Source organism: Phytohabitans flavus (assembly GCF_011764545.1).
Taxonomy (GTDB): Bacteria; Actinomycetota; Actinomycetes; order Mycobacteriales; family Micromonosporaceae; genus Phytohabitans; species Phytohabitans flavus.
In genome coordinates, this window is the sequence record NZ_AP022870.1 from 2,685,896 (window position 1) to 2,704,921 (window position 19,026).

Genomic DNA, 19,026 nt, shown 5'->3' on the forward strand with positions numbered 1-19,026 from the left:
TTGTTTTACGGGGCCGCGGCGAAGCGGTCCAGCGCCGCCAGGCAGGCCTGGGCCATGCCGGGGTAGCCGGCGCCGTGGCCCGCGTCGTCGACCACGACGAGGTCGGCGTCCGGCCACGCCTGGGCCAGGTGCCACGCGTCATCGAGCGGGCCGCTCACGTCGAGTCGCCCGTGGATCAGCACGCCCGGGATCCCGGCGAGCTTGGCCGCGCCGCGCAGGATCTCGTCGTCGTCCAGCCAGGCCCCGTGCCGCCAGTAGTGCGTGACGAGCCGGGCGAAGAGCAGCCGGAAGTGCGGATCGGCGTACCGGGCGGAGGGCTTGTGGCCGGCGGTGACCGCGACGTGGCTGTCCTCCCAGTCGCACCAGTCGCGGGCAGCCTTGTCCCGTACGGCCGGGTCGGGGTCGGCCAGCAGCCGGGCGTACGCGTCGACGAGCCTGCCCTCGCCGCCGGCGCCGGCCTTGAACGCGGCCCACTGCGCCGGGAAGAGGCGCCCCATCGACTCCGTGATCCACTCCACGTTGCGGACGGTGGCCACCGCCACGCTGAACAGCACCAGCGCGGAGACCCGCTCGGGGTGCCGCTGCGCGTACGCCATGCCCAGCGTGGAGCCCCACGAGCCGCCGAAGACGAGCCACCGGTCCACGCCCACGTGCTCGCGCAGCCGCTCGATGTCGGCGAGCAGGTGGTGGGTGGTGTTGGTGGACAGGTCGACGTCCGGGTCGCCGGCCGACGGGGTGCTGCGGCCGCAGCCGCGCTGGTCGAACAGGACCACCCGGTAAGCCTCGGGGTCGAAGAAGCGCCGCCACGCCGGCGTGCACCCCGAGCCCGGGCCGCCGTGCAGCACGACCGCCGGACGCCCGTCGGGGTTGCCGCAGGTCTCCCAGTACACGTGGTGGCCGTCGCCGGCGTCGAGCATGCCGTGCGCGTACGGCTCGATGTGCGGGTACATCACTCCCCCAATCTAACAGCACTGTTACATTACCGTGGTGACACCATCGCCTGACCGTGAGGCCGTCGGCACGCTCATGCGCCACGTCCTGGAGCTGCTCGACGGCGACGTCGCCGCCGTCTACCGGGACGCCGGCCTGCCCGAGTACCGGCCGCGCTTCTCCCCGCCGATCCGCGCACTTGTCGCCGCCGGCCCGATGACGATCCGCGACCTGGCCACCGCGGTCGGTGTGACCCACTCGGCGGCCAGCCAGACCGTGGCGCAACTGACCCGCGCCGGCCTCGTCGAGCTGTCGCCGGGTACCGACGCGCGGCAGCGGATCGTGACGCTCACCGGCCGCGCCCGGGAGCTGCTGCCGGTCATCGAGGCCGAGTGGGCCGCCACCGCCGCCGCGATGCGGGAGCTGGACGCCGAGCTGCCGATGCCCCTCGCAGGCCTGCTGCGGGCGGTGGAGGCGGCGCTGCGCGACCGCCCGTTCCGGGAGCGGATCCAGGCCTGTCTACCGGACCCTCCGCAGGCCGCTCTAGAGAACTCATAGAGTTGGGTGGCCTTGTGTCATGCCGCGGATGAAGATCCAAATCCAAAAGGATTGAGCTACCGCGACGTCCGTGGTGGTCCGGACCGTCGCTCCCGCGGCCTCGCCCTTCGCGGTTGGTCAAGCTCACCCCGGGTTGTGGTCGGCCGGCCGCGACTCTTCGCTACCGCCGGCCGCGAGACCCGCTGCGCCGCCCGCTTCCCCGACGCGGACGTGCTCGTCTTCGGCCACTCGCACATCCCGTCGGACACGGTCGCGCCGAGCGGCCTGCGCCTGCTCAACCCGGGATCGCCCACCGACCGCCGCCGCCAGCCGTACGCCACATTCCTGACCGCGACGGTGGCAGCCGCTGCCCTCCGGGACGTCCAGCTACACCGGATAGAGCGCTGATTGGCCGTCAGCAGGAGTCGGCCTCGGCCCCGCTGGCGAGGTCCTTGCAGCCGGCCTGCTGAAACCTCGTCAGCGCCAGCGCGTACAACTCGCCGTGGTCCGACCTGAGCCTCCCGCCCACCGCCATGCCCAGAGCCAGGACCTCATCGGTGTCGACGGCGAACACGTTGGCCGGCCAGGGATCCACCGAAGGGTAGAGGGAGTCGTGCATCCAGCTGGCGACGATCAGCCCGTGGACGCACCGCCGCGCGTTCTCCCCGAACGACGGACACTCGACCCTCGGCAGCAGCAGCGTGAGGCGCTGTGCGGCCGAGACGGTCTCTCGCGTACCCCACTGGTAGACCGCGTTGAACGCCTTCTCCGCCTGGTGCCGCGCCTCGGCGTAGGCTGCCGCGCCCGGGCGGCACGCCGCGTGCTGCGCCGCGGCCAGCACGGGCGTGCTGACCCGCAGGTACATCGTCTGCTCATCGGGCCCCGGCGAGAACGCGACAAACTCCCAGTTGGCGCTGTTTTCGGCGGTGCACGCATGGACGTCGGCCAGCGTGGCATTGGCGTCGGCGACGGCGTTGAGGAACGCCTCGTACACCCGCCCTCTCGCCTCGCGCAGCTGGATGGCGCGGTCGGCCTCGGCCTGTATGCGGGTGGTGTCGCGCTGCGCGGTCACGCTGGTCCCGGCGACGTAGGCGGTGACGAGCCCACCGACCACGGCACCCAGGAGCGAGCTGATCACCGACAGGATCGCGATCAGCAGATTCTGGTCGATGCCCCGTCGCCGCGGCGGTGTGGCTGGCGCCGGTTCCTCCTCGTCGCCGGCCGGTGCGGACTCGGGCGACGTGGTTGCCATGCCGTGAGGCTAGTAGTAGCCCTTTTCGCCGTCGAGCAGCTCGCGGATCGTGTCGAGGTGCCCGGCGTGCCGCGCGGTCTCCTCGACCATGTGGATGACCATCCACCGCAGCGTCGCCTGCGCCGACCGGAACTGCGGGTGCCGGCCCACCTCGTCCAGCGCGTGCGCGGCCACGATCTCGTTGGAACGCTGGCACTGCCGGTCGTACTCGTCGAGCAGCTTCGCCAGGGGCACGCCCTCGTCGACGCGCATGTCGGCGTCCTCGGGCTCCTCCAGGTACTGCGGGTTGTCCGCGTACGAGCCGCCGAGGAACAGCACCTCGAACCAGCCGTGCTCGGTCCACCGCATGTGCGAGATAAGCCCGGCCACGGTCATCAGTGGTGAGGTGGGCAGCACCACGCGGTGGGCGTCCACGTCGGACAGTCCCTCGCACTTGTAGTGCACGATGGCCCGCTGCGTGTCGAGCCAGCCGACGAGCTGCGTACGCTCGTCGGCGACGAATGGTGGGCGCTCCCGGGGTGGCGGCATGTCCGGGACCGTACCGGACCGGCGTGGCGTGGGCACCCGCATTTGCTGGCCATGGGTCATCCTGGAGGCCGTGCTCGACCACGTGGGCGGACTGTCCAAGCACCACACACCCGAGTCGCTGCGCGCCCTGCTGCTGGCCCGCTCGACCCGCCGCCCGGACGGCTGCCTGATCGTCCAGGGCTACGGCACCCGGCGCGGCGTCTACCAGAAGATCGCCGGCCGGGCCTGGGCGCACATCGTGGCCTACGCGGTCTTCGTCGGCCCGATCGACCCCGACCTGGAGGTCGACCACACCTGCGGGGTCGAGGACTGCGTCGAGCCCACCCACCTGCGCCAGCTCAGCCACGCGGAAAACTGCCGCACCCGCGCGCAGGCGCCCACCTGCCGCAACGGCCACGGGCGCGAGGTCGACCCGTCGACCGGACGGCTGCGGCGGCAGTGCCGGGCCTGCAACGCCGAGGCCCAGAAGCGCTGGCGCGAGCGCCAGGCCGCCGAACGCGCCGCCTCCCTGACTCCCCAGGGCCTGGCCGAGTCGAAGGCCCGCTGGGACGCCCGCTAACGAAAGCTGCTACACCAGCCTAAGTCATCACACTTCATAACCGTCATTATGATGCGCGACCCCAAGTGCTCCATTTGGATTACTGGATTACCAGTAATCCAAATCCGGTAATCCGCAGACGGCATCGTCAGGGCGATTGGCGAGATACCGGCACGTCTCCTCGGCGCAAGAGGTGCTCACTGACCGCCGAGGTGAGGAACGCGTTCTACTGGCGGCGCCGCGCGACCCCGTACCCGGCCGACGACGTCGCGCGGGCGACGGCCCGGTCCCGGCTGGCTGTGAGCCCGCGGCCAGAACCAGGGCCAAAGAGCCGGCCGGGCGGCCGGCTCAGTAGTAGCCGGCGACGACCGCGCTGGCCTCGTCGTACAGGGCCGGGCCGTCCTGCGGCACGATCGGCCAGCCGCCGCCGGGCTTGATGGCTTCGAGCTGCTCGGTCGAGAGCGCGAAGACCACCCGGCCCAGCCCGGACCGCACGATCGCGCCGCCGCACATCCCGCAGGGCTCGCAGCTGGTGTACATCGTGGTCGCCGCCACCGTCTCCGCGTCCAGCTCGCGGGCGGCCCAGCGGGCGAGCTTGAGCTCGGGGTGGGCGGTGATGTCGTTGTCGGTGACCGAGCTGTTGCGCTCCTCGGCCAGCACGGTGCCGTCCGGGCCGACCAGCAGCGACCCGAAGGGCGGGTTGCCGGCCGCACGGGCCTCGGCGGCGAGAGCGATGGCACGGCGCAGGAACGCTTCGGGGGCAGGAGTCACCGCGCCACCGTAACCCCTTGACCCTCACGCGGCGTGAGGCCATAGCGTTCGCGATGTGGGAGACGGACGCACCTGGCGGGTCGGTGAGCTGGCCACCGCGGCTGGGCTGACCGTGCGGGCGCTGCATCACTTCGACGAGATCGGCCTGGTCCGCCCGGTCGCTCGTTCCCCGCCGGCCACCGCCTCTACACGGCGCCGGACGTGCGCCGCCTGTACCGGGTGCTCAGCCTGCGCCAGCTCGGCGTACCGCTCGCGGAGATCGGGGAGGCGCTCGACGGCGGCGTCGACGACGTGGAGCAGGCGGTCCGCGCCCAGCTCGGCCAGGTCGACGACCACCTGGTACGCCTGCGCGAGCTGCGCCGCCGTCTGGACGCGCTGCTGCGGGCCCGCGCCGAGGTCGGCGAACCGACGATCGACCAGCTACTGGAGACGATGGAGGCGATGATGGCGGCGAGTTACTTCACGCCGGAGCAGATGGACCGGCTGCGGGAGCGGCACCGGGAGGCGGGCGACGCCGGGTTCGCCCGGTGGCAGGCCCGCTGGGCGGAGCTGGCCGCCGAAGTCCAGTCGCATGTGGACGCCGGCCGTGACCCCGCCGACCCGGCCGCGCAGGAGACCGCCCGGCGGTGGACGGCGCTGATGGACCGGATGACCGGCGGCGACCGGGGCATCCTGTCCGCGATGTACGCGAGTATCGACGGCAAGGGCCCGGAGGCGGCCACCCGCGGCGTCGTGACCGCGCAGGTGTGGGAGTACGTGAAGCGCACCTTCGCCGTGGGCTACCCGGCCTAGCGGCCTCGGAAGCCGAGGCTCAGGCCGCAAAGAGCCGGCAGCCGCGCGTCTGCGCCTGCTCGACGGCCACCCGCGGCTAGACTCCGGGCCACGATGGACACTTCTGTCGAGACCCGCCCGTGCACGCACTGCGGCAAGCCGGTGCCGCAGCGGTCCAGCGCCGGCCGGCCGTTCCGGTACTGCCGCGACAACGACGGCGCCTGCCAGAAGGCGTCCCGCAACGTCCGGATGCGGCACCGCAACGCGCCCGGCCTGGCCGGCCAGGTGTCCCGGGCGTGGGAGGTGGTCGACAAGCTCGACCAGGCCGTGGAGACGCTGACCGAGGCGCTGCACGCCGAGCTGTCCCCGGCCGGCGTCGACCGGCAGGTCGCCGAGGTGCGCGCGGCGGCGGCCGCCGAGATCGCCGCCGCCCAGGCCGAGCGGGACGAGGCTCGCCGCGACGCGGAAGGTGCCGCCGAGGCGCTGGGCCGGGCGCGGCAGGAGCAGGCCGCCGCCGTACACGAGAAGGAGCGTGCCCTCGCCGAGGCCGCCCATGCGGCGCAGACGGCCGCGGCGGCGGGTGAGCTGGCCGCGGCGGCCGACGCGGCGCGGGAGGAGGCGCAGCGGTCGGCGACGGCCGCGGACGCGCTGCGGTTCCAGGCCGAGCGGGACCGTGACGCGGCCCGGGCGGAGGCGGACGCGCTGCGGCAGGAGCGGGACGCGGACCGCCGCCAGCTGGCCGAGACGGTCCGCGAACGGGACGCGATCCGCGTGCACGCCGAGCAGGTTGCCCGGGCCGCCACGGAGGCGGTGGAGGCCGCCGACGCGTTCCGGGCCGAGAGCGAGGCGGCCACCGCGGCGTCCGTGCGGGCCCGCACGGACGCGGAGACGGCGCGGGCGGCCGCGGAGGGGTTCCGGGCCGAGGCGGAGGCCGCCAACGCCGCCGCCGAGCAGTCCCGTGCCCGCCGCGGCGAGGCCGAGGCGGAGAAGGACCGGCTCGCCGCGGAGCTGCGGGTGACGCGGGACACCGCCGCGTCCGCCGAGGGCCAGGTGGCCGACCTGGGGGTACGCCTCACGGCCGCGCTCGCCGAGCGGGACGCCGCGCAGGCCCGGGTGATGCAGCTCTCCGGTCAGGTGAGCGACTTGGCGTCCGCCCTGGCCAACCTGAGTCCGGCGGCGGCACCGTCGGCGAACTGACACTCCCGTTAGTATGGAAATACCGGACCAATAGGTCGTTGTTGTCCGAGCGTGACCGTGGTGTCGCTCACCACGAAGATCCACCCGCTACCCTCGATATCGTTCACCGAGCCGAAACACCTAAGGGGCCGGTCGGGAATCGTCCGACCGACCCCTGTCGTTACAAAAGTGAAGACCAGCACCACGACCGAGGGGAAAGCCGATCATGGGCGAGCGCATGCTGCGCGGGAGCCGTCTGGGAGCAGTCAGCTACGAGTCCGACCGCAACACGGAGCTGGCCCCGCGACAGACCCGCGAGTACCTCTGCGCCAAGGGACACCAGTTCGAGGTGCCCTTCGCCGTTGACGCCGAGGTCCCGATGACCTGGGAGTGCAAGTTCGACGGCAGCGTGGCACGCCTGGTGGACGGCAGCGAGCCGGAGCAGAAGAAGGCCAAGCCCCCGCGCACCCACTGGGACATGCTGCTGGAGCGGCGTTCGATCGCCGAGCTCGAGGACATCCTGGCCGAGCGCCTGGAGGAGGTCCGCGCTCGGCGCGGCCGTTCCGCCTGACGCGACACGCACGACAGTGGCCCCGCCGATCCGGCGGGGGCCACTTCGTATGCCGAGTTAGACGATTTCGCCTTCGATGGCGCCGTCGGTCTCCGGGGCGCCGCGGTGCACCTTCACCTTGCGGGGGCCGAAGAGGTCACCCGCGACCGCCGACGACACGCGCCGCTCGGTCCACCGCTGCACGCCGCGCCGCGCCACCGACCGGGCCGGCGGTGTCAGCAGCACCAGGCCGGCCAGTGCGGTCACGAAGCCGGGCACGCTCAGCAGGATGCCGGCGCCCAACCCGACGATGCCGTCGATGACCCGCTCACCCGGATGCTGGCCGGCATTGGCGGCGGCGATGAAGCCCCGCCAGGCCCGCATGCCCTCGCGGCGCAGCAGCATCATCCCGAAAAACGAGGCGGCGAGAACCGCCAGCAGCGCCCAGCCGTAGCCGATCCAGCCGCCGACCAGGACAAAGACGACGATCTCCGCGATCGCCACCAGCGGCACGCCCAACGCGATTGCCCGTCCCATCCATCAAGGATGCCACGGACCGCGCCGGCGCCCCAGCTACCGCGTGACGCGGGGCACCCGGTCCAGGACCACGTCGAACCGCTCCCGGTACGCGGCCAGCACCGCCTCGTCGCCGACCAGCAGCCGCTCGTCCCGGCGGCCGGTCGGGGCGGTGACGATGAGCTTGTCGCCGCTGAGGGTCACCCGGCCACCGTCGGCGGTCACCATCGAGCAGGTCAGCGAACGGGTGAAGTGCGACGCCGGCGAGGTGGACTGCCACCAGCAGGTGGGCGCGAAGTCCTCCAGCGCGTACGGGCGGGGGTCGAGCCGGTACTGCCGCTCCCCGCCCATCAGCACGTCCAGGTCGCCGAAGCCGTCACCGGTATCGGCGTCCATGACCAGGAACGTGCCGGCCGCGTCGGGCTGCGGCCGGCGGTGGTCCAGGCGCAGCGGGTGGTGCGCGAACCGCCCGAAGCCCACGTCGACGAGCCACGGCTCGTCGAGCTGCACCCGCAGCGCGAGGTGGTCGAACGGCGGACCGTACCGCTTGCCGCTCCACACCCGGGCGGAGTGGCGGCTCACCCGGTACCCGAGGGCGGTCAGCAGCTGCGCGAACGCCCCGTTGAGCTCGTAGCAGAAGCCGCCCCGCCGCCGCCCGATGATCTTGTCGGGGAGGGTGTTGAGGTCGATGGTCTCGCCGAGGTGGATGGAGAGGTTTTCGAACGGCACCGTACCGAGGTGCGCGCGCTGCAACGCCTTCAGGCCCGCCAGGTCCGCGGCGGCCGGGCGGGCGGCGCCGATCCGCGCCAGGTAGTCGTCCACAAAGGAGTCATCGGCATCAGCATCAGCCACGGCGGCGCACCACGACAGCACCGGCCAGCAGCACCAGGCCCAGGCCCACCAGCAGCACCTCGGGCCACACACCGAGCCGGGTGGCGAGGGTACGGGACTCGCCGACGTGCAACTGGCGTACCACGACCTCCTGGGTGTTGAACCCGGTGTCCTGGTGCACCTTCCCGTCCGTGGTCACGAACCCGGACACCCCGACCGTGGACGCCATCAACGACTCGCGGCCGTGCTCGACCGCGCGGAGCCGTACCATCGCCATCTGCTGGCGTGCCTCTGCGACGTCGAACGTCGCGTTGTTGGTCTGCACCGCCAGGATCCCAGCGCCGTTGGTGACCGTGTCGCGGACGATGCCGTCGTAGGCGACCTCGAAGCAGATCACGTCGCCGACCACCACCGGCCCGGTCCGGACCACGCCGGGCCGGTCGCCGGCCACCATGTTCGCGACCCGGTCGACCTCCTCGCTCACCAGGCGGGCGATGTTTCGCATCGGCATGTACTCGGCGAACGGCACCGGGTGCCGCTTCGCGTACAGCTGGTCCAGGTCGGGGCCGGCGTCCGGCCGCCACAGGATGCCGACGTTGCGGACCTCGCCCTCCCCGGGGCCGCGCAGGATCCCGCCGACCAGGATCGGGGCGCCGATCGCGGCGGCCGCGTCGGAGATGCGACGGTTGGCGGTGGCGTCGCGGAGCGGGTCGACGTCGCTGGCGTTCTCCGGCCACACCACAAGGTCCGGCTGCGGCTCCTGCCCGGCGGCGACCCGCTCGGAGAGCGCGATGGTGGCGTTGACGTGGTTTTCCAGGACGGCGCGGCGCTGGGCGTTGAAGTCCAGGCCCATCCGCGGCACGTTGCCCTGCACGATCGCGACGGTGACCGGCGGGCCGCTCGGCGACGAGGTCGGCACGAGCAGCCCGACCGCGGTCACGGCGACCGCACCGGCGACCAGCCCGGCCGCGGACAGCACCAGGCGGCCGCGGGCCAGACGCACCCGCCACAGGTTCCACGGCCGCCACGCGGCGGTCACCAGCAGCCCACCGGCGAGCGCCACCCCGAACGTGACGAGCGGCGCACCACCCACCGCCGCCAGCCGCAGCAGCGGCGAGTCGTCCTGGGCGAACGCGAGCCGCCCCCACGGAAACCCGCCGTACGGGGCACGGTCGCGGACCGCCTCCTGCACCACCCACAGCAGCGCGGTCGCCGGCGGCCACGCCCAGCGGAACCGGTCCACGAGCGGGCTCACGTACGCCGACGCACCGCCGAGCAGCCCGATGAACGCCGCCTGGAGCCCCGACAGCAGCAGCCACGGCGCCAGCCCGGTGTGCAGGTTGGTCCAGCTCAACAGCAACAGGAAGAGCACCAGCCCGGCGAGCGCCCCCAACCCCAGCCCGGCCCGGAAACGGCGCCGGTGCACCGCGGCGGCCAGCAGCGCGACACCGACCGGGGCGAGCCACCACAACCCATACGTGGGGAACGACAGCAGCAGCGCGACACCGGCGGCCACCGCCATCACCGCACCGGCGGCCAGTGGCAGGGGATGCAGGGCGTCCCGCCGCTGCGATTCCGTAGAGTCGGCCTCAGAAGCCGAGGTCTCGGCGGGCTCCACCATCGTCACCTGCCGAAGGGTACCGCCCCGCGGGCGTCAATGTCCGATCCCATAAGGCACACGGTTGTACAACGGAAAATCGGGGCGCCGCCGTAACGGCACCCCGATGCTCCCAGGCCCTACCCGGGGCCGATGCGACAGTTGATCTCCACGACCTTCGGACCGACGGGACGATCGCTGGCTGCTCCCGCGCCGCCGTTGTCTACTGGCCGCGGTCACCCCCCTGCCGTAGCATCGACTCAGCTCCTCGGCCGGTCCGCGCCGCCCCGCCGACCCCCGCCGGCTGGACCTGGTGTCGGCTTGCTTGGCCAGCTGGCGAAGGGGCGAAGCGAACAACAGCCGCTTCCCCGTTGTAGGACCTAAAGACGGTACGTGCCGCCCCCCGCCGCCTGTCAACCACTCTGGCGTGTCGACGCACCGCGTGTTTCAGCAGTCACTCGCCGCACAGGTGTTTCCGCAACAAAGCGAGCGCCGCCGCCGGGTGGTCGGCGGCCAGAAGGCCGCCCGCGGCCAGCACATAGTCCCGATCGACCACTGTGGTCGCCGCCCGCGGGAGGGGCCACCCGCCGCCGTGATCAGCCAAAACCGCATCGAGTACGGCACGCGCGTCCCCCGTCGACGAATGGCGAAGGACGCCGCCCGAGCCGACCACAAGCGACACTTCCCGCAGGTCCCGCCGCCCGAACCCGCCCGCCTCACCACGGGCGTGCCGCCGCGCCGCCACGGTCGCGGCAAGGGTGGCCAGCCGCAGGTCGTGCCCGGATTCGGCGATCAGCCCGGGGTCGGCGGCGCGGCGCTCGGCAGCCTCGGCGAGGCCGTCGTCGTGCGGCAGCTTCTCGGCCGCGGCGGCCGCCACCACACCGGGTGCGCTCCACCGCACGCCCAGATCCCCTTCCACGGTGCGGGCCCGGGCGAGTGTGCCGGCGGCCTCGGCGGGCTGCTCCGCACCGGGCGGCAGCGCCGAGTACACGTCGGTGGTGGCCCCACCCACGTCCACGACGAGCAACCCGCGCCCGCTCCGGTCGGCGAGCAACTCCACCCCCGCCAGTACCGCGTCCGGCGTCGCCGCCCGTACCAGCCGCGCGAACCGCGCCCCGAACTTCCCGCCGATCACGTGCCGCAGGAACACGTCCCGGATCGCCGCCCGCGCCGGGCCCGGCCGCAGCACCCCGATACGCGGCAGCACGTTGTCCACAATGGTCGCTCCACTGAGGATGCTCCCCACCTCGCCCGCGGCGTCGGCGTTTCCAGCCACCACCACCGGCCACCGCTTGCCGGTCGCGGCCAGGCGCCGTGCATTGTGGACCAGCACGTCGGCGTCACCACCGTCGGTACCGCCGACCAGCAGCACCACGTCGGGGCGGGCGGCGCGCAGGGCCCGTACCCCCTCGGCGTCCAGCGGCCCGGCGGCCACGTGCACCACCCGTGCCCCCGCGGACAGGCCCACCCGGTGTCCCGCCTCCGCGGTGACCAGCCGCTCGTAGCCCACCACCGCGAGCCGCAGTCCGCCACCGGCGGACGAGCACACGTACCAAGGAAGGGAAGCGGCCTGGAGCCCCGCGGTGGAGGCCCCGACCGCGGCGCCCAACCCGGCCATGATGTCGCCGGCCGTCGTCGGATGGGCCGCGGTCGCGACAAGCCGGCCGTCGTCGACGTCGACGACCGCGACCTTCGTGTAGGTGGAGCCGACGTCCGCGCAGACCGCGACCGTCACGGCGCTCCTTGGCGCGTCTTCACGGCACGACCACGGTGCCCACCGCGGTGACCGCGACGATCGGCGGGTCGAGGACCTGCGCGCCGGACCCGCCCGTCCCGCGGCACACCACCACGCAGGAGAACTCCAGCGTCCGGCTGCGCGTGCCGACCCGCGTCACCGTCGCGGTCGCCTCCACGACGTCCCCGGCCCGCACCGGCGCCCGAAACTGAACGTCCGAATAGGACGCGAACAGACCCTCGTCCCCGTCCATCCGGATGCACACCTCGGTCGCGACGTCGCCGAAGAGCCCCAACGCGTACGCCCCGTCGACAAGGTCACCGGCGTAGTGCGCGTGCGAGTACGGCACATAGCGCCGGTGCGTCACCGTCAACCCCTCGCTCACGCCGCCACCGCCTTCTGGTTGGTGAGCGCGTGGACCAGGTAGCTGGCAACCTCGCGGGGTGTGGTGCCGCGGCCGAAGATGCGGTCGACGCCGAGGTCGGCGGCCATCATCTCGTCGAACCGTGGCCCGCCCGCCACCAGCAGCGGCCGCCGCGCCGCCGGAAACGCCTCCCGGAACGCCGCCGACATCTCCCGCACGTTGTGCAGGTGCGCGTCCCGCTGCGTGACCACCTGCGAGACAAGCACCGCGTCCGCCTTCTCCACGCGCGCCGCCTCCACAAGCTCCGCGACCGTCACCTGAGCCCCGAGGTTGAGCACCTTCAGCTCCCGGTAGTACTCCAGACCCTTCTCACCCGCGATGCCCTTCACGTTCAGGATCGCGTCGATGCCGACCGTGTGCGCGTCGGTACCGATGCACGCCCCGACCACCGACAGCTTCCGCCGCATCCGGCGCCGTACCGCCGCGTTCACGTCCTTCGCGGTCAGCAGCGGGTAATCCCGCTCCAACACCCGGACCGCGTCGAGGTCGACGAGGTGGCTCACCCGCCCGTACACCACGAAGAACGTGTAACCGTCACCCATCTGGCGGGCATGCACAAGCATCGCCGGGTCGAGCCCCATCTTCCCGGCCAGCTGCAACGCGGCCCCCTCGGCCCGCTTGTCATGCGGGACCGGCAGCGTGAACGACACCTGCACCATGCCGTCCCCAGTCATATCCCCGTACGGCCGCACGATCTGCCCACTCACGATTGCTCCCTGACCATCTCCACCAGCCGCCACATCCCCGTAGACGGGTTCTGCGTGTGGTCGCCGCCGAGTTCCTTCGCCCGCTTCGTCGCGTCACCGATCCCCGCGACGTGGTCAGCGAAGTCCAGCCGCGCCTTGTCGTAGCCCGGCACATGCTTCTTCAGCCGCACCAGCACGTCTTCGTACCCGGCACAGTGCGCACGGCACTCGGCATGGTGCAACAGCAACCACAACTCGAAGCACGGGTTCGACACGGCGAGGTTGATGTCATTGCGCCTGGCCTCGGTAACCGCGGCCTCGATGTCGAACTGGTCGACGTCCACGACGCACCAGACCTCGTCAAACGAGCCCGGCTTCCGGTCCCGGTACGCGGCGGCGGCCTGCACGAGCTGTTTTGGCGACACGCCCTGCTGCCGGACCTTGATCGTGACGGTCTGCCCGCGGATCTGCTTCCTCAGCCCGTCGAAGTAGTCCGGCTCTGTCCGGACGGCGCCGCAGTAGATCAGGACTGTGTGCCGACGTTGCGAGGCGGCCTGCCGAGCCGCGCTGCTATCACGTCGCCTCATCGGGCCCTCGCCTGGGGCGGAATGCCTCGCGGAAGTCGGAGCCCGACAGGATGGGGATCGCGCCGTAGCCACCAGCGAGGTAACGACCTTCGGTGTTCTCGTGTTTTCGCGGGTGGAAATCTGTGAGCGGGTAGAGGCGGGTAGCACCAGTATCGGCGTCCTTCTCCACGAACCACACTTCGTCCCGCGACAGCATCTCCTCGTCGAGCAGCGTCGCATCGTGTGTGGTGAACACCAGTTGCGCGCCGCGCGGGTTCGTCTCCTGATCCCTGAACAGGTCGATCAGCCGTGCCGAAAGGTGCGGATGAAGGCTTGCGTCCACCTCGTCGACGACGAGCAGGTCTCCGCTGTGGATCACGGCCAACGCGTGGGACACGAGAGCCAGCCAGCTCTTAGTGCCAGCGGACTGATCTTCAAGCCCCAGGCCTACCGCGTTCTGCCCGTGGTGGAAAAGCAGGCGAGGGTGAGTGATCCACTGGCCGCCGTCACGTATTTGGCTGAACTTGTCCCATACGACCTCCATGAGTGGCCGATCGAAGGCCGCCTCGACCAGACGCCTGAGGTCCGCCCTGGTGTTTTGGAGAATCTCCTGGTTGACCAGTCCGCGATCGACAAGATCATCAACCAGTTCGGCGGCCAACCGCTCGGTCGCGGAATCACTGACCGTCACGTCGGTTATCCCAAGATCCGCGGCCCGGACCAGGGCCAGGATTGATGCCCGGCCGCGCTCGTCCCGCAGCCGTGCCATCACCTCGTCTTGCAGTACCTCCCCGGCGTCGCCGAACACCACCGCCTTTCGGAACCACTGGAACGCGGGGTCGGCCTCCGCCAGCTCGTTTTGGGCGGCGACTCCTAGGAACAGCGCGTTGGGACGCGTCTGGCGATCCAGAGACTCCGCCCGCGCTCGATAGTCCGGAACCGTCGAGCCGAGGCGAAGACCCTTGTCGTCGCGCTCGAAGATGGCCCGGCGGCGGTTGTGCGGATAGGTGTACAGCCATTCGCTGCGCACCCGCTCACTGTCCACCTCGACGCCGTACGAATACCGCTCGCCGTCCACCGCGATCTCGACCGCGTACCCCGAAGGCGCCTCGACCGCCTTCGGGTCGAGGCGGAACGGCGTACGCGGAATCCCGGAGCCGGCCTCCCATGCCGCATACGAGGTCCGTACCGCGTTCTGGAGCCACCGCAGCGCGTCGAGCAGGTTGGACTTGCCGGAGGCGTTGGCGCCGAAAATCGCGGCGACCGGGACGACCGGCTTGCTCTTGTCGTACGCCGGCAGGAGCGACAGCTCCTGCTCGTCCTTGATCGACTTGTGGTTTTCGACGCGGAAGCTACGCAGCATGGCTACCTTCAGCCCTCATCCTGCAAGTAAACCGCAAGAATCAGCTCCTGTCTTCCAGGAGGTCGGTCGCTGGGTTGTAGTAGCCGGGCTCGTGGGCGGCCACGCCGTCCAGGCCCTTGCCGCGGTCGGCCGGGCGTTTCATGATGCCGAACGTGCCGTTGGCGATCGCCTCCAGCAGCGAACCCGACGCGATCCGCGACAGCAGCTCCACCGCCTCGTCCAGCACCTGGTGCGCGCGCTTCTGGATCAGACCACCCGGCGCCGGCACGAAGTCCTCGTGCAGGCCGCCGGCCGCGCCGAGCACGTACCGCACGTTCTGTAGGGCGATGTCCCTATCGGACAGCCACGGCGTCACCACCGCCTCGGTCATCATGCCGACCAGCAGGATGCCCTGCCCGGTCATCGCACCCACCAGGTTGAAGAAACCGTCCAGCAGGTTGCCCCGGAACACGTCACCCGTCATGTGCCGGGTCGGCGGCATCCACTTCAGCGGCGCGTCCGGGAACAGCTCCCGGGCCAACAGCGCGTGCGCCAACTCCAGCCGGAACGAGTCGGGCAGGTCCGGGTCGATCTCGAACGCGTGCCCCAACCCCAGCTGCCAGTCGGCCAGCCCCGCCTCGTGCGCGAAGTACTCGTTCAACAGCTGGGACACCGTCACCGTATGCGCCGCCTCGACCGCGTCCGCCGTCGTCAGGTAGTTGTCCTCGCCGGTGTTGATGACGATCCCGGCCCGCGCGTGCACCTGCCGGGAGAAGCGCTGGTCCACAAAGGTCCGGATGGGGTTGATGTCCCGGAACAGGATCCCGTACATCGAGTCGTTCAACATCATGTCCAGCCGCTCCAGGCCGGCCAGCACCGCCATCTCCGGCATGCACAGCCCGGACGCGTAGTTCGTCAACCGCACATACCGCCCGAGCTGCGCGGACGTCTCGTCCAACGCGGCCCGCATCAAGCGGAAGTTCTCCTGCGTCGCGTACGTGCCGGCGAACCCCTCCCGCGTCGCCCCCTCCGGCACATAGTCCAGCAGCGACTGCCCCGTCGACCGGATCACCGCGATCACGTCCGCGCCCGCCCGGGCGGCCGCCTGCGCCTGCGGGATGTCCTCGAAAATGTCGCCGGTCGCCACGATCAGGTAGATCCAGGGGCGGCGCGGGGCGTCCCCGTGCCGCCTGACGAGACGGTCCCGCTCGGCGCGGCGCCGGTCGACCCGCCGCAGGCCGGCCCGCACATGCCGCAGCGATGCCCGGCGGGCAGGACCGGACTTCGCGGGTACCGCGAACCGCACCGACCCGGCCGCCGCCTTCTGCGCCAGCAGCGTGACATCCTCGACGCCCTCCCGCAGCAGCGCGTCGAACACCGGCACCGCCACCCCATGACCCAGCCCCACGTCCGCGACAACCGCGTCGACAAGGCGGTTCACCCACGGGATGCCATCCGGGTCAGCGCCCGACACACCCGCCAGCCGCAGCACCGCCCGCTCCACCGACACCGTCGTGTGCGACCGCGCCAGATCCACCACGGGCCGCCCGGCCTCGGCCGCCAGCTCCCGCGCCCGCGCGACGGTCGTCGGGTCCAGACCGAGCTTGCCCATCCGCCTCACACCTCCAACTGGCACCCCCGGGCCACGCCCGGGGAGCGCATCACCCCTCGTAGATCACGTCTCCGCGCAGCACCGTGCGCCGGCACACCGGCAGCGCGCCGTCCGGGACAGCTCGGGCAGGCCCTTCGACAGACCACCGGAGACAGACCACACCGCGAACGTCGCCGACGCGCCCGGCGCCAACACCCCGTCGTTGTCCCGGTGCACCGCCCGCCACCCGCCCCGGGTGTGCGCCGCGAACGCCGCCCGCACACTCATCCGCTGCACCGGGTTGAAGTGCCGCACCGCCGCCCGCACACTGCCCCACGGATCCAGCGGCGTCACCGGCGAGTCCGACCCGAACGCCAACGCCACGCCCACCCCGTGCATCGCGCCCATCGGATTCGACTCCAACGACCGCGTCACGCCCAGCCGCTGCGCGTACATCTGCGACTCGCCACCCCACAGCCGGTCGAACGCCGGCTGCATGCTCGCCACGATCCCGTACTCCACGAAACCCGCGATCAGCCGCTTGTTCATGATCTCGGCATGCTCGACCCGGTGCCGGGCGTCCCGCAGCTTCTCCACACCCAGCTTCCGCGCCACCTCCGCGAACCCGGCCAGCACCGTGCCGATGGCCGCGTCCCCGATCGCGTGGAACCCGCCCTGGATCCCGTGCGCCGCACAGTCCAGCAGATGGTCACGCACCTGCTCGGCGGTCACATAGCCGTGGCCGCACCCATCGGTGTCCAGATAGGACTCGGACAGGTGCGCGGTCTGCGAGCCCAGCGCCCCGTCCGCGTACAGGTCACCGCCCGCACCCACCGCCCCAGATCACGAGCCTTGGCAGCCGCGAGGAGCTCACCCCAGTACCCGTACACCTCCGGCAGCCCCTGCCCGGAAAGCGCGAGCAGCCCCGTGAAGTCGGCCTCGCTCGACGTACCCGGCCCACCGCACTCGTGCACCGCCGCGATGCCCAGCTCCGCCGCCCGCGCCAGCGTCACCCGCTGCGCCTCGGTCCGCTGGACGGCCGGGATCGAGCCGAGCGCCAGCTCCCGCACCACGTGGTGCGCCTCCCGGCGCACCCAACCCGACTCGTCGAAGCCCGGCGTGCCGCGCGCCGCCGCGAGCAACGAGGGGGTACACAGCGCGGAGTGGATCGACGCCTGCGACAGGTACGCCCGGCGCCCACCCGCAGCCCGCTCCAGCGCCGCCGCCTCCGGCTTGGCCTGGTCCACCCACGTCGTCTCGTCCCACCCGTGCCCCAGCACCACCGCGTCGCCCGGCAGCCCCTCCGCGAACGCCGCCACCGCCGCCAGCACCTCCGCCGCCGAACGCGCACCGCTCAAATCCAGGCCAGCCAGCGCCAGCCCGGTGTCGGTCGCGTGCACGTGCGCGTCCACGAACGCCGGCGTGACAAGAGCACCGTCGAGATCCACGGTGACGTCGGCGGAAGGCGCGTCGGCGTCCGGCCCGACCCACACGATCACGCCGTCGCGCACCAGCAGGGCGGTCGCCGTCGGGTCCGCGGGACTGTAGACGTTCCCGCCGAGGTACAAGGTGGTCATGGCAGTCATGGGCTCAGTCTGCCCTCGAAGAGCCGCCGCACGGCGGAGACTTTGCGCACCAGGTCGAGGGCGTAGTCGGCGTGTCCCGGCACGTACCCGTTGCCGACCAGCATCGTGACATCCGCCGCGAGCCCCTCCGCGCCCAGCGCCGCCGCCGCGAAGCTCGTCGCCATCGAGAAGAAGATCACCGTGCCGCCCGCCGCGGTCGCCAGGATCGCCCCGTGCTCGCACCCCGGCACGTCCACACACACCACGGTCACGTCGACCGGCTCACCCACCGCCGCCGCGACCGCCACCGGATCCCGGGCATCCGCGACGACAACCTCGTCGGCCAGGCCGGCACCGCGCAGAAGCGCCGCCTCCGCCTCATCCCGAACCACGCCGACGGAACGCCCAGCCCCGCGTCCCGAGCCGCCGCAAGCGAAAGCGACCCACTCTTGCCCGCGCCGCCCAGCACCGCGACGCTCGGCCCCGCGTGTCGCCCGGCGCGCCGCTCCACGAAGTCCCTGATCGACTTCGGACGACGCGCGCGGTCAGCGCGGGAGCGCCGCAGACGTCGAGCACCGCCAGCGCCAGGCGAGGGTCCAGGTCGTCGGGGAGGACGGCGGCTACCGAGCGGGCGAACAGGATCGCGTGGCCCGAGCAGGGGACCTGCTCGCTGCGGCCGTCCCAGGTCGTACCCGTGATGCGCAGCGGCGTCAGCGTCAGCGAGACGAGCGTGGCCACCCGGTCGCCGGGCTTGAGCCCCAGCGGCGACTGCGGACCCACCGCGTCCACGGTCCCGATCAGCATCCCGCCCGAACCGGTGACCGGATTGTGCATCTTGCCCCGCCGCTCGACGATCTCCAAGACCTCGGCCCGCACCGCGTCACCGTCACCGCCGTGCTTCTCCCACAGCTGCCGGAAGCTCGCCGCGTCCAGGTTGAGCCGCTCCACCGCGATCCGCACCTCGTCGGCGCCCATCTCCGGACGCGCGTCGAGGCGCTCCGCCGCCTGCGGCAGCACGCCCGCCGGCGCCAGAACACGATGCAACCCGACCGGTGAACTCATCAGCCTTGCCCTCTTCCACGGGAAATCTTACGGTAGATTAACCAGATCACGGGATGAT

17 protein-coding genes and 4 pseudogenes are annotated in these 19,026 nt (G+C 71.9%); 6 read left to right on the forward strand and 15 right to left on the reverse strand.

The genetic code is table 11. The features are described 5' to 3' along the window. Positions 1–5 precede the first annotated feature (5 nt). Positions 6–950, reverse strand: coding sequence for a prolyl aminopeptidase (pip, locus tag Pflav_RS11695; RefSeq protein WP_173042373.1), 945 nt, complete (start codon positions 948–950; stop codon positions 6–8). A gap of 37 nt (positions 951–987) precedes the next feature. Here pip and Pflav_RS11700 point away from each other — a divergent pair, with 37 nt between their 5' ends. After that, entirely contained in the window at positions 988–1,488 is a 501-nt protein-coding gene (locus tag Pflav_RS11700; protein ID WP_197938351.1) for a MarR family winged helix-turn-helix transcriptional regulator, read from the forward strand. A 168-nt stretch (positions 1,489–1,656) separates the two neighbouring features. Continuing rightward, positions 1,657–1,875 (forward strand): annotated as a pseudogene (locus Pflav_RS11705) (metallophosphoesterase family protein); the annotation flags it as partial. Between the two features lie 7 nt (positions 1,876–1,882). Here the strand turns inward: Pflav_RS11705 and Pflav_RS11710 are convergent. Both Pflav_RS11710 and Pflav_RS11715 read right to left on the reverse strand, forming a co-directional pair. Beyond that, positions 1,883–2,719 carry a hypothetical protein gene (locus Pflav_RS11710; protein WP_173036150.1) on the reverse strand — a complete coding sequence of 279 codons (837 nt, stop codon included), beginning with the start codon at positions 2,717–2,719 and terminating at the stop codon, positions 1,883–1,885. A 9-nt stretch (positions 2,720–2,728) separates the two neighbouring features. Then, the gene (locus tag Pflav_RS11715) at positions 2,729–3,247 is read right to left on the reverse strand and encodes a DinB family protein (protein WP_173036152.1); all 519 of its coding nucleotides are present in this window, start codon (positions 3,245–3,247) and stop codon (positions 2,729–2,731) included. Between Pflav_RS11715 and Pflav_RS11720 the strand changes: the two genes are divergently transcribed. Continuing rightward, positions 3,246–3,806 (forward strand): HNH endonuclease signature motif containing protein, encoded by a 561-nt coding sequence (locus tag Pflav_RS11720; RefSeq protein WP_232071266.1) that lies wholly within the window; start codon positions 3,246–3,248, stop codon positions 3,804–3,806. The two genes, Pflav_RS11715 and Pflav_RS11720, sit on opposite strands and share 2 nt — an antisense overlap. A 327-nt stretch (positions 3,807–4,133) precedes the next feature. On the opposite strand, the gene Pflav_RS11725 is transcribed toward Pflav_RS11720, so the two are convergent. Next, positions 4,134–4,556 carry a nucleoside deaminase gene (locus Pflav_RS11725; protein ID WP_173036154.1) on the reverse strand — a complete coding sequence of 141 codons (423 nt, stop codon included), beginning with the start codon at positions 4,554–4,556 and terminating at the stop codon, positions 4,134–4,136. Positions 4,557–4,736: 180 nt separating this feature from the next. Here Pflav_RS11725 and Pflav_RS48635 point away from each other — a divergent pair. The 3 genes and pseudogenes from Pflav_RS48635 to Pflav_RS11740 form a co-directional block, all read left to right on the forward strand. Further along, positions 4,737–5,348: pseudogene (locus Pflav_RS48635) on the forward strand (MerR family transcriptional regulator); the annotation flags it as partial. Positions 5,349–5,441: 93 nt separating this feature from the next. Then, complete coding sequence (locus tag Pflav_RS11735; protein ID WP_173036157.1) at positions 5,442–6,524, forward strand: coiled-coil domain-containing protein; 1,083 nt, start codon at positions 5,442–5,444, stop codon at positions 6,522–6,524. 205 nt (positions 6,525–6,729) lie between these two features. Then, on the forward strand, positions 6,730–7,074 hold the full coding sequence (locus Pflav_RS11740; protein ID WP_173036160.1) for an RNA polymerase-binding protein RbpA: 345 nt from the start codon (positions 6,730–6,732) through the stop codon (positions 7,072–7,074). Positions 7,075–7,131: 57 nt separating this feature from the next. On the opposite strand, the gene Pflav_RS11745 is transcribed toward Pflav_RS11740, so the two are convergent. From Pflav_RS11745 to kdd, 11 genes and pseudogenes are all read right to left on the reverse strand, one after another. After that, positions 7,132–7,590: an FxsA family protein gene (locus Pflav_RS11745; RefSeq protein WP_173036162.1), complete on the reverse strand. Its 459-nt coding sequence runs from the start codon at positions 7,588–7,590 to the stop codon at positions 7,132–7,134. 36 nt (positions 7,591–7,626) lie between these two features. Continuing rightward, a complete protein-coding gene (locus Pflav_RS11750; protein ID WP_232071267.1) occupies positions 7,627–8,421 on the reverse strand; it encodes an arylamine N-acetyltransferase family protein in 795 nt (264 codons plus the stop codon). Next, complete coding sequence (lnt, locus tag Pflav_RS11755) at positions 8,414–10,021, reverse strand: apolipoprotein N-acyltransferase (protein WP_173042377.1); 1,608 nt, start codon at positions 10,019–10,021, stop codon at positions 8,414–8,416. Before lnt ends, Pflav_RS11750 begins: the two co-directional genes overlap by 8 nt. A gap of 430 nt (positions 10,022–10,451) precedes the next feature. Further along, the gene (locus Pflav_RS11760) at positions 10,452–11,732 is read right to left on the reverse strand and encodes a glutamate mutase L (protein WP_173036164.1); all 1,281 of its coding nucleotides are present in this window, start codon (positions 11,730–11,732) and stop codon (positions 10,452–10,454) included. Between the two features lie 19 nt (positions 11,733–11,751). Next, positions 11,752–12,117: a 3-aminobutyryl-CoA ammonia lyase gene (gene kal, locus Pflav_RS11765; protein WP_173036166.1), complete on the reverse strand. Its 366-nt coding sequence runs from the start codon at positions 12,115–12,117 to the stop codon at positions 11,752–11,754. Then, entirely contained in the window at positions 12,114–12,863 is a 750-nt protein-coding gene (gene kamE, locus Pflav_RS11770; RefSeq protein ID WP_269474491.1) for a lysine 5,6-aminomutase subunit beta, read from the reverse strand. The genes kal and kamE overlap by 4 nt, the downstream gene beginning before the upstream one ends. After that, positions 12,860–13,429: an RloB family protein gene (locus Pflav_RS11775; RefSeq protein ID WP_173036168.1), complete on the reverse strand. Its 570-nt coding sequence runs from the start codon at positions 13,427–13,429 to the stop codon at positions 12,860–12,862. Before Pflav_RS11775 ends, kamE begins: the two co-directional genes overlap by 4 nt. Further along, on the reverse strand, positions 13,416–14,771 hold the full coding sequence (locus Pflav_RS11780; RefSeq protein ID WP_173036170.1) for an AAA family ATPase: 1,356 nt from the start codon (positions 14,769–14,771) through the stop codon (positions 13,416–13,418). Before Pflav_RS11780 ends, Pflav_RS11775 begins: the two co-directional genes overlap by 14 nt. Before the next feature lie 40 nt (positions 14,772–14,811). Next, a complete protein-coding gene (kamD, locus tag Pflav_RS11785; RefSeq protein ID WP_173036172.1) occupies positions 14,812–16,362 on the reverse strand; it encodes a lysine 5,6-aminomutase subunit alpha in 1,551 nt (516 codons plus the stop codon). A gap of 49 nt (positions 16,363–16,411) precedes the next feature. Then, a pseudogene (locus tag Pflav_RS11790) lies at positions 16,412–17,927 on the reverse strand (amidohydrolase). Continuing rightward, positions 17,924–18,968: pseudogene (gene kdd / locus Pflav_RS11795) on the reverse strand (L-erythro-3,5-diaminohexanoate dehydrogenase). Before kdd ends, Pflav_RS11790 begins: the two co-directional pseudogenes overlap by 4 nt. Positions 18,969–19,026: the final 58 nt, after the last annotated feature.

Coding starts and splice junctions, on each gene's coding strand:
- kamD (WP_173036172.1), bottom strand. CDS start 16,362: ATGGGCAAGCTCGGTCTGGACCCGACGACCGTCGCGCGGGCGCGGGAG.
- lnt (WP_173042377.1), bottom strand. CDS start 10,021: ATGGTGGAGCCCGCCGAGACCTCGGCTTCTGAGGCCGACTCTACGGAA.
- Pflav_RS11735 (WP_173036157.1), top strand. CDS start 5,442: ATGGACACTTCTGTCGAGACCCGCCCGTGCACGCACTGCGGCAAGCCG.
- Pflav_RS11745 (WP_173036162.1), bottom strand. CDS start 7,590: ATGGGACGGGCAATCGCGTTGGGCGTGCCGCTGGTGGCGATCGCGGAG.
- Pflav_RS11780 (WP_173036170.1), bottom strand. CDS start 14,771: ATGCTGCGTAGCTTCCGCGTCGAAAACCACAAGTCGATCAAGGACGAG.
- pip (WP_173042373.1), bottom strand. CDS start 950: ATGTACCCGCACATCGAGCCGTACGCGCACGGCATGCTCGACGCCGGC.
- Pflav_RS11775 (WP_173036168.1), bottom strand. CDS start 13,429: ATGAGGCGACGTGATAGCAGCGCGGCTCGGCAGGCCGCCTCGCAACGT.
- Pflav_RS11740 (WP_173036160.1), top strand. CDS start 6,730: ATGGGCGAGCGCATGCTGCGCGGGAGCCGTCTGGGAGCAGTCAGCTAC.
- Pflav_RS11715 (WP_173036152.1), bottom strand. CDS start 3,247: ATGCCGCCACCCCGGGAGCGCCCACCATTCGTCGCCGACGAGCGTACG.
- Pflav_RS11710 (WP_173036150.1), bottom strand. CDS start 2,719: ATGGCAACCACGTCGCCCGAGTCCGCACCGGCCGGCGACGAGGAGGAA.
- Pflav_RS11720 (WP_232071266.1), top strand. CDS start 3,246: ATGTCCGGGACCGTACCGGACCGGCGTGGCGTGGGCACCCGCATTTGC.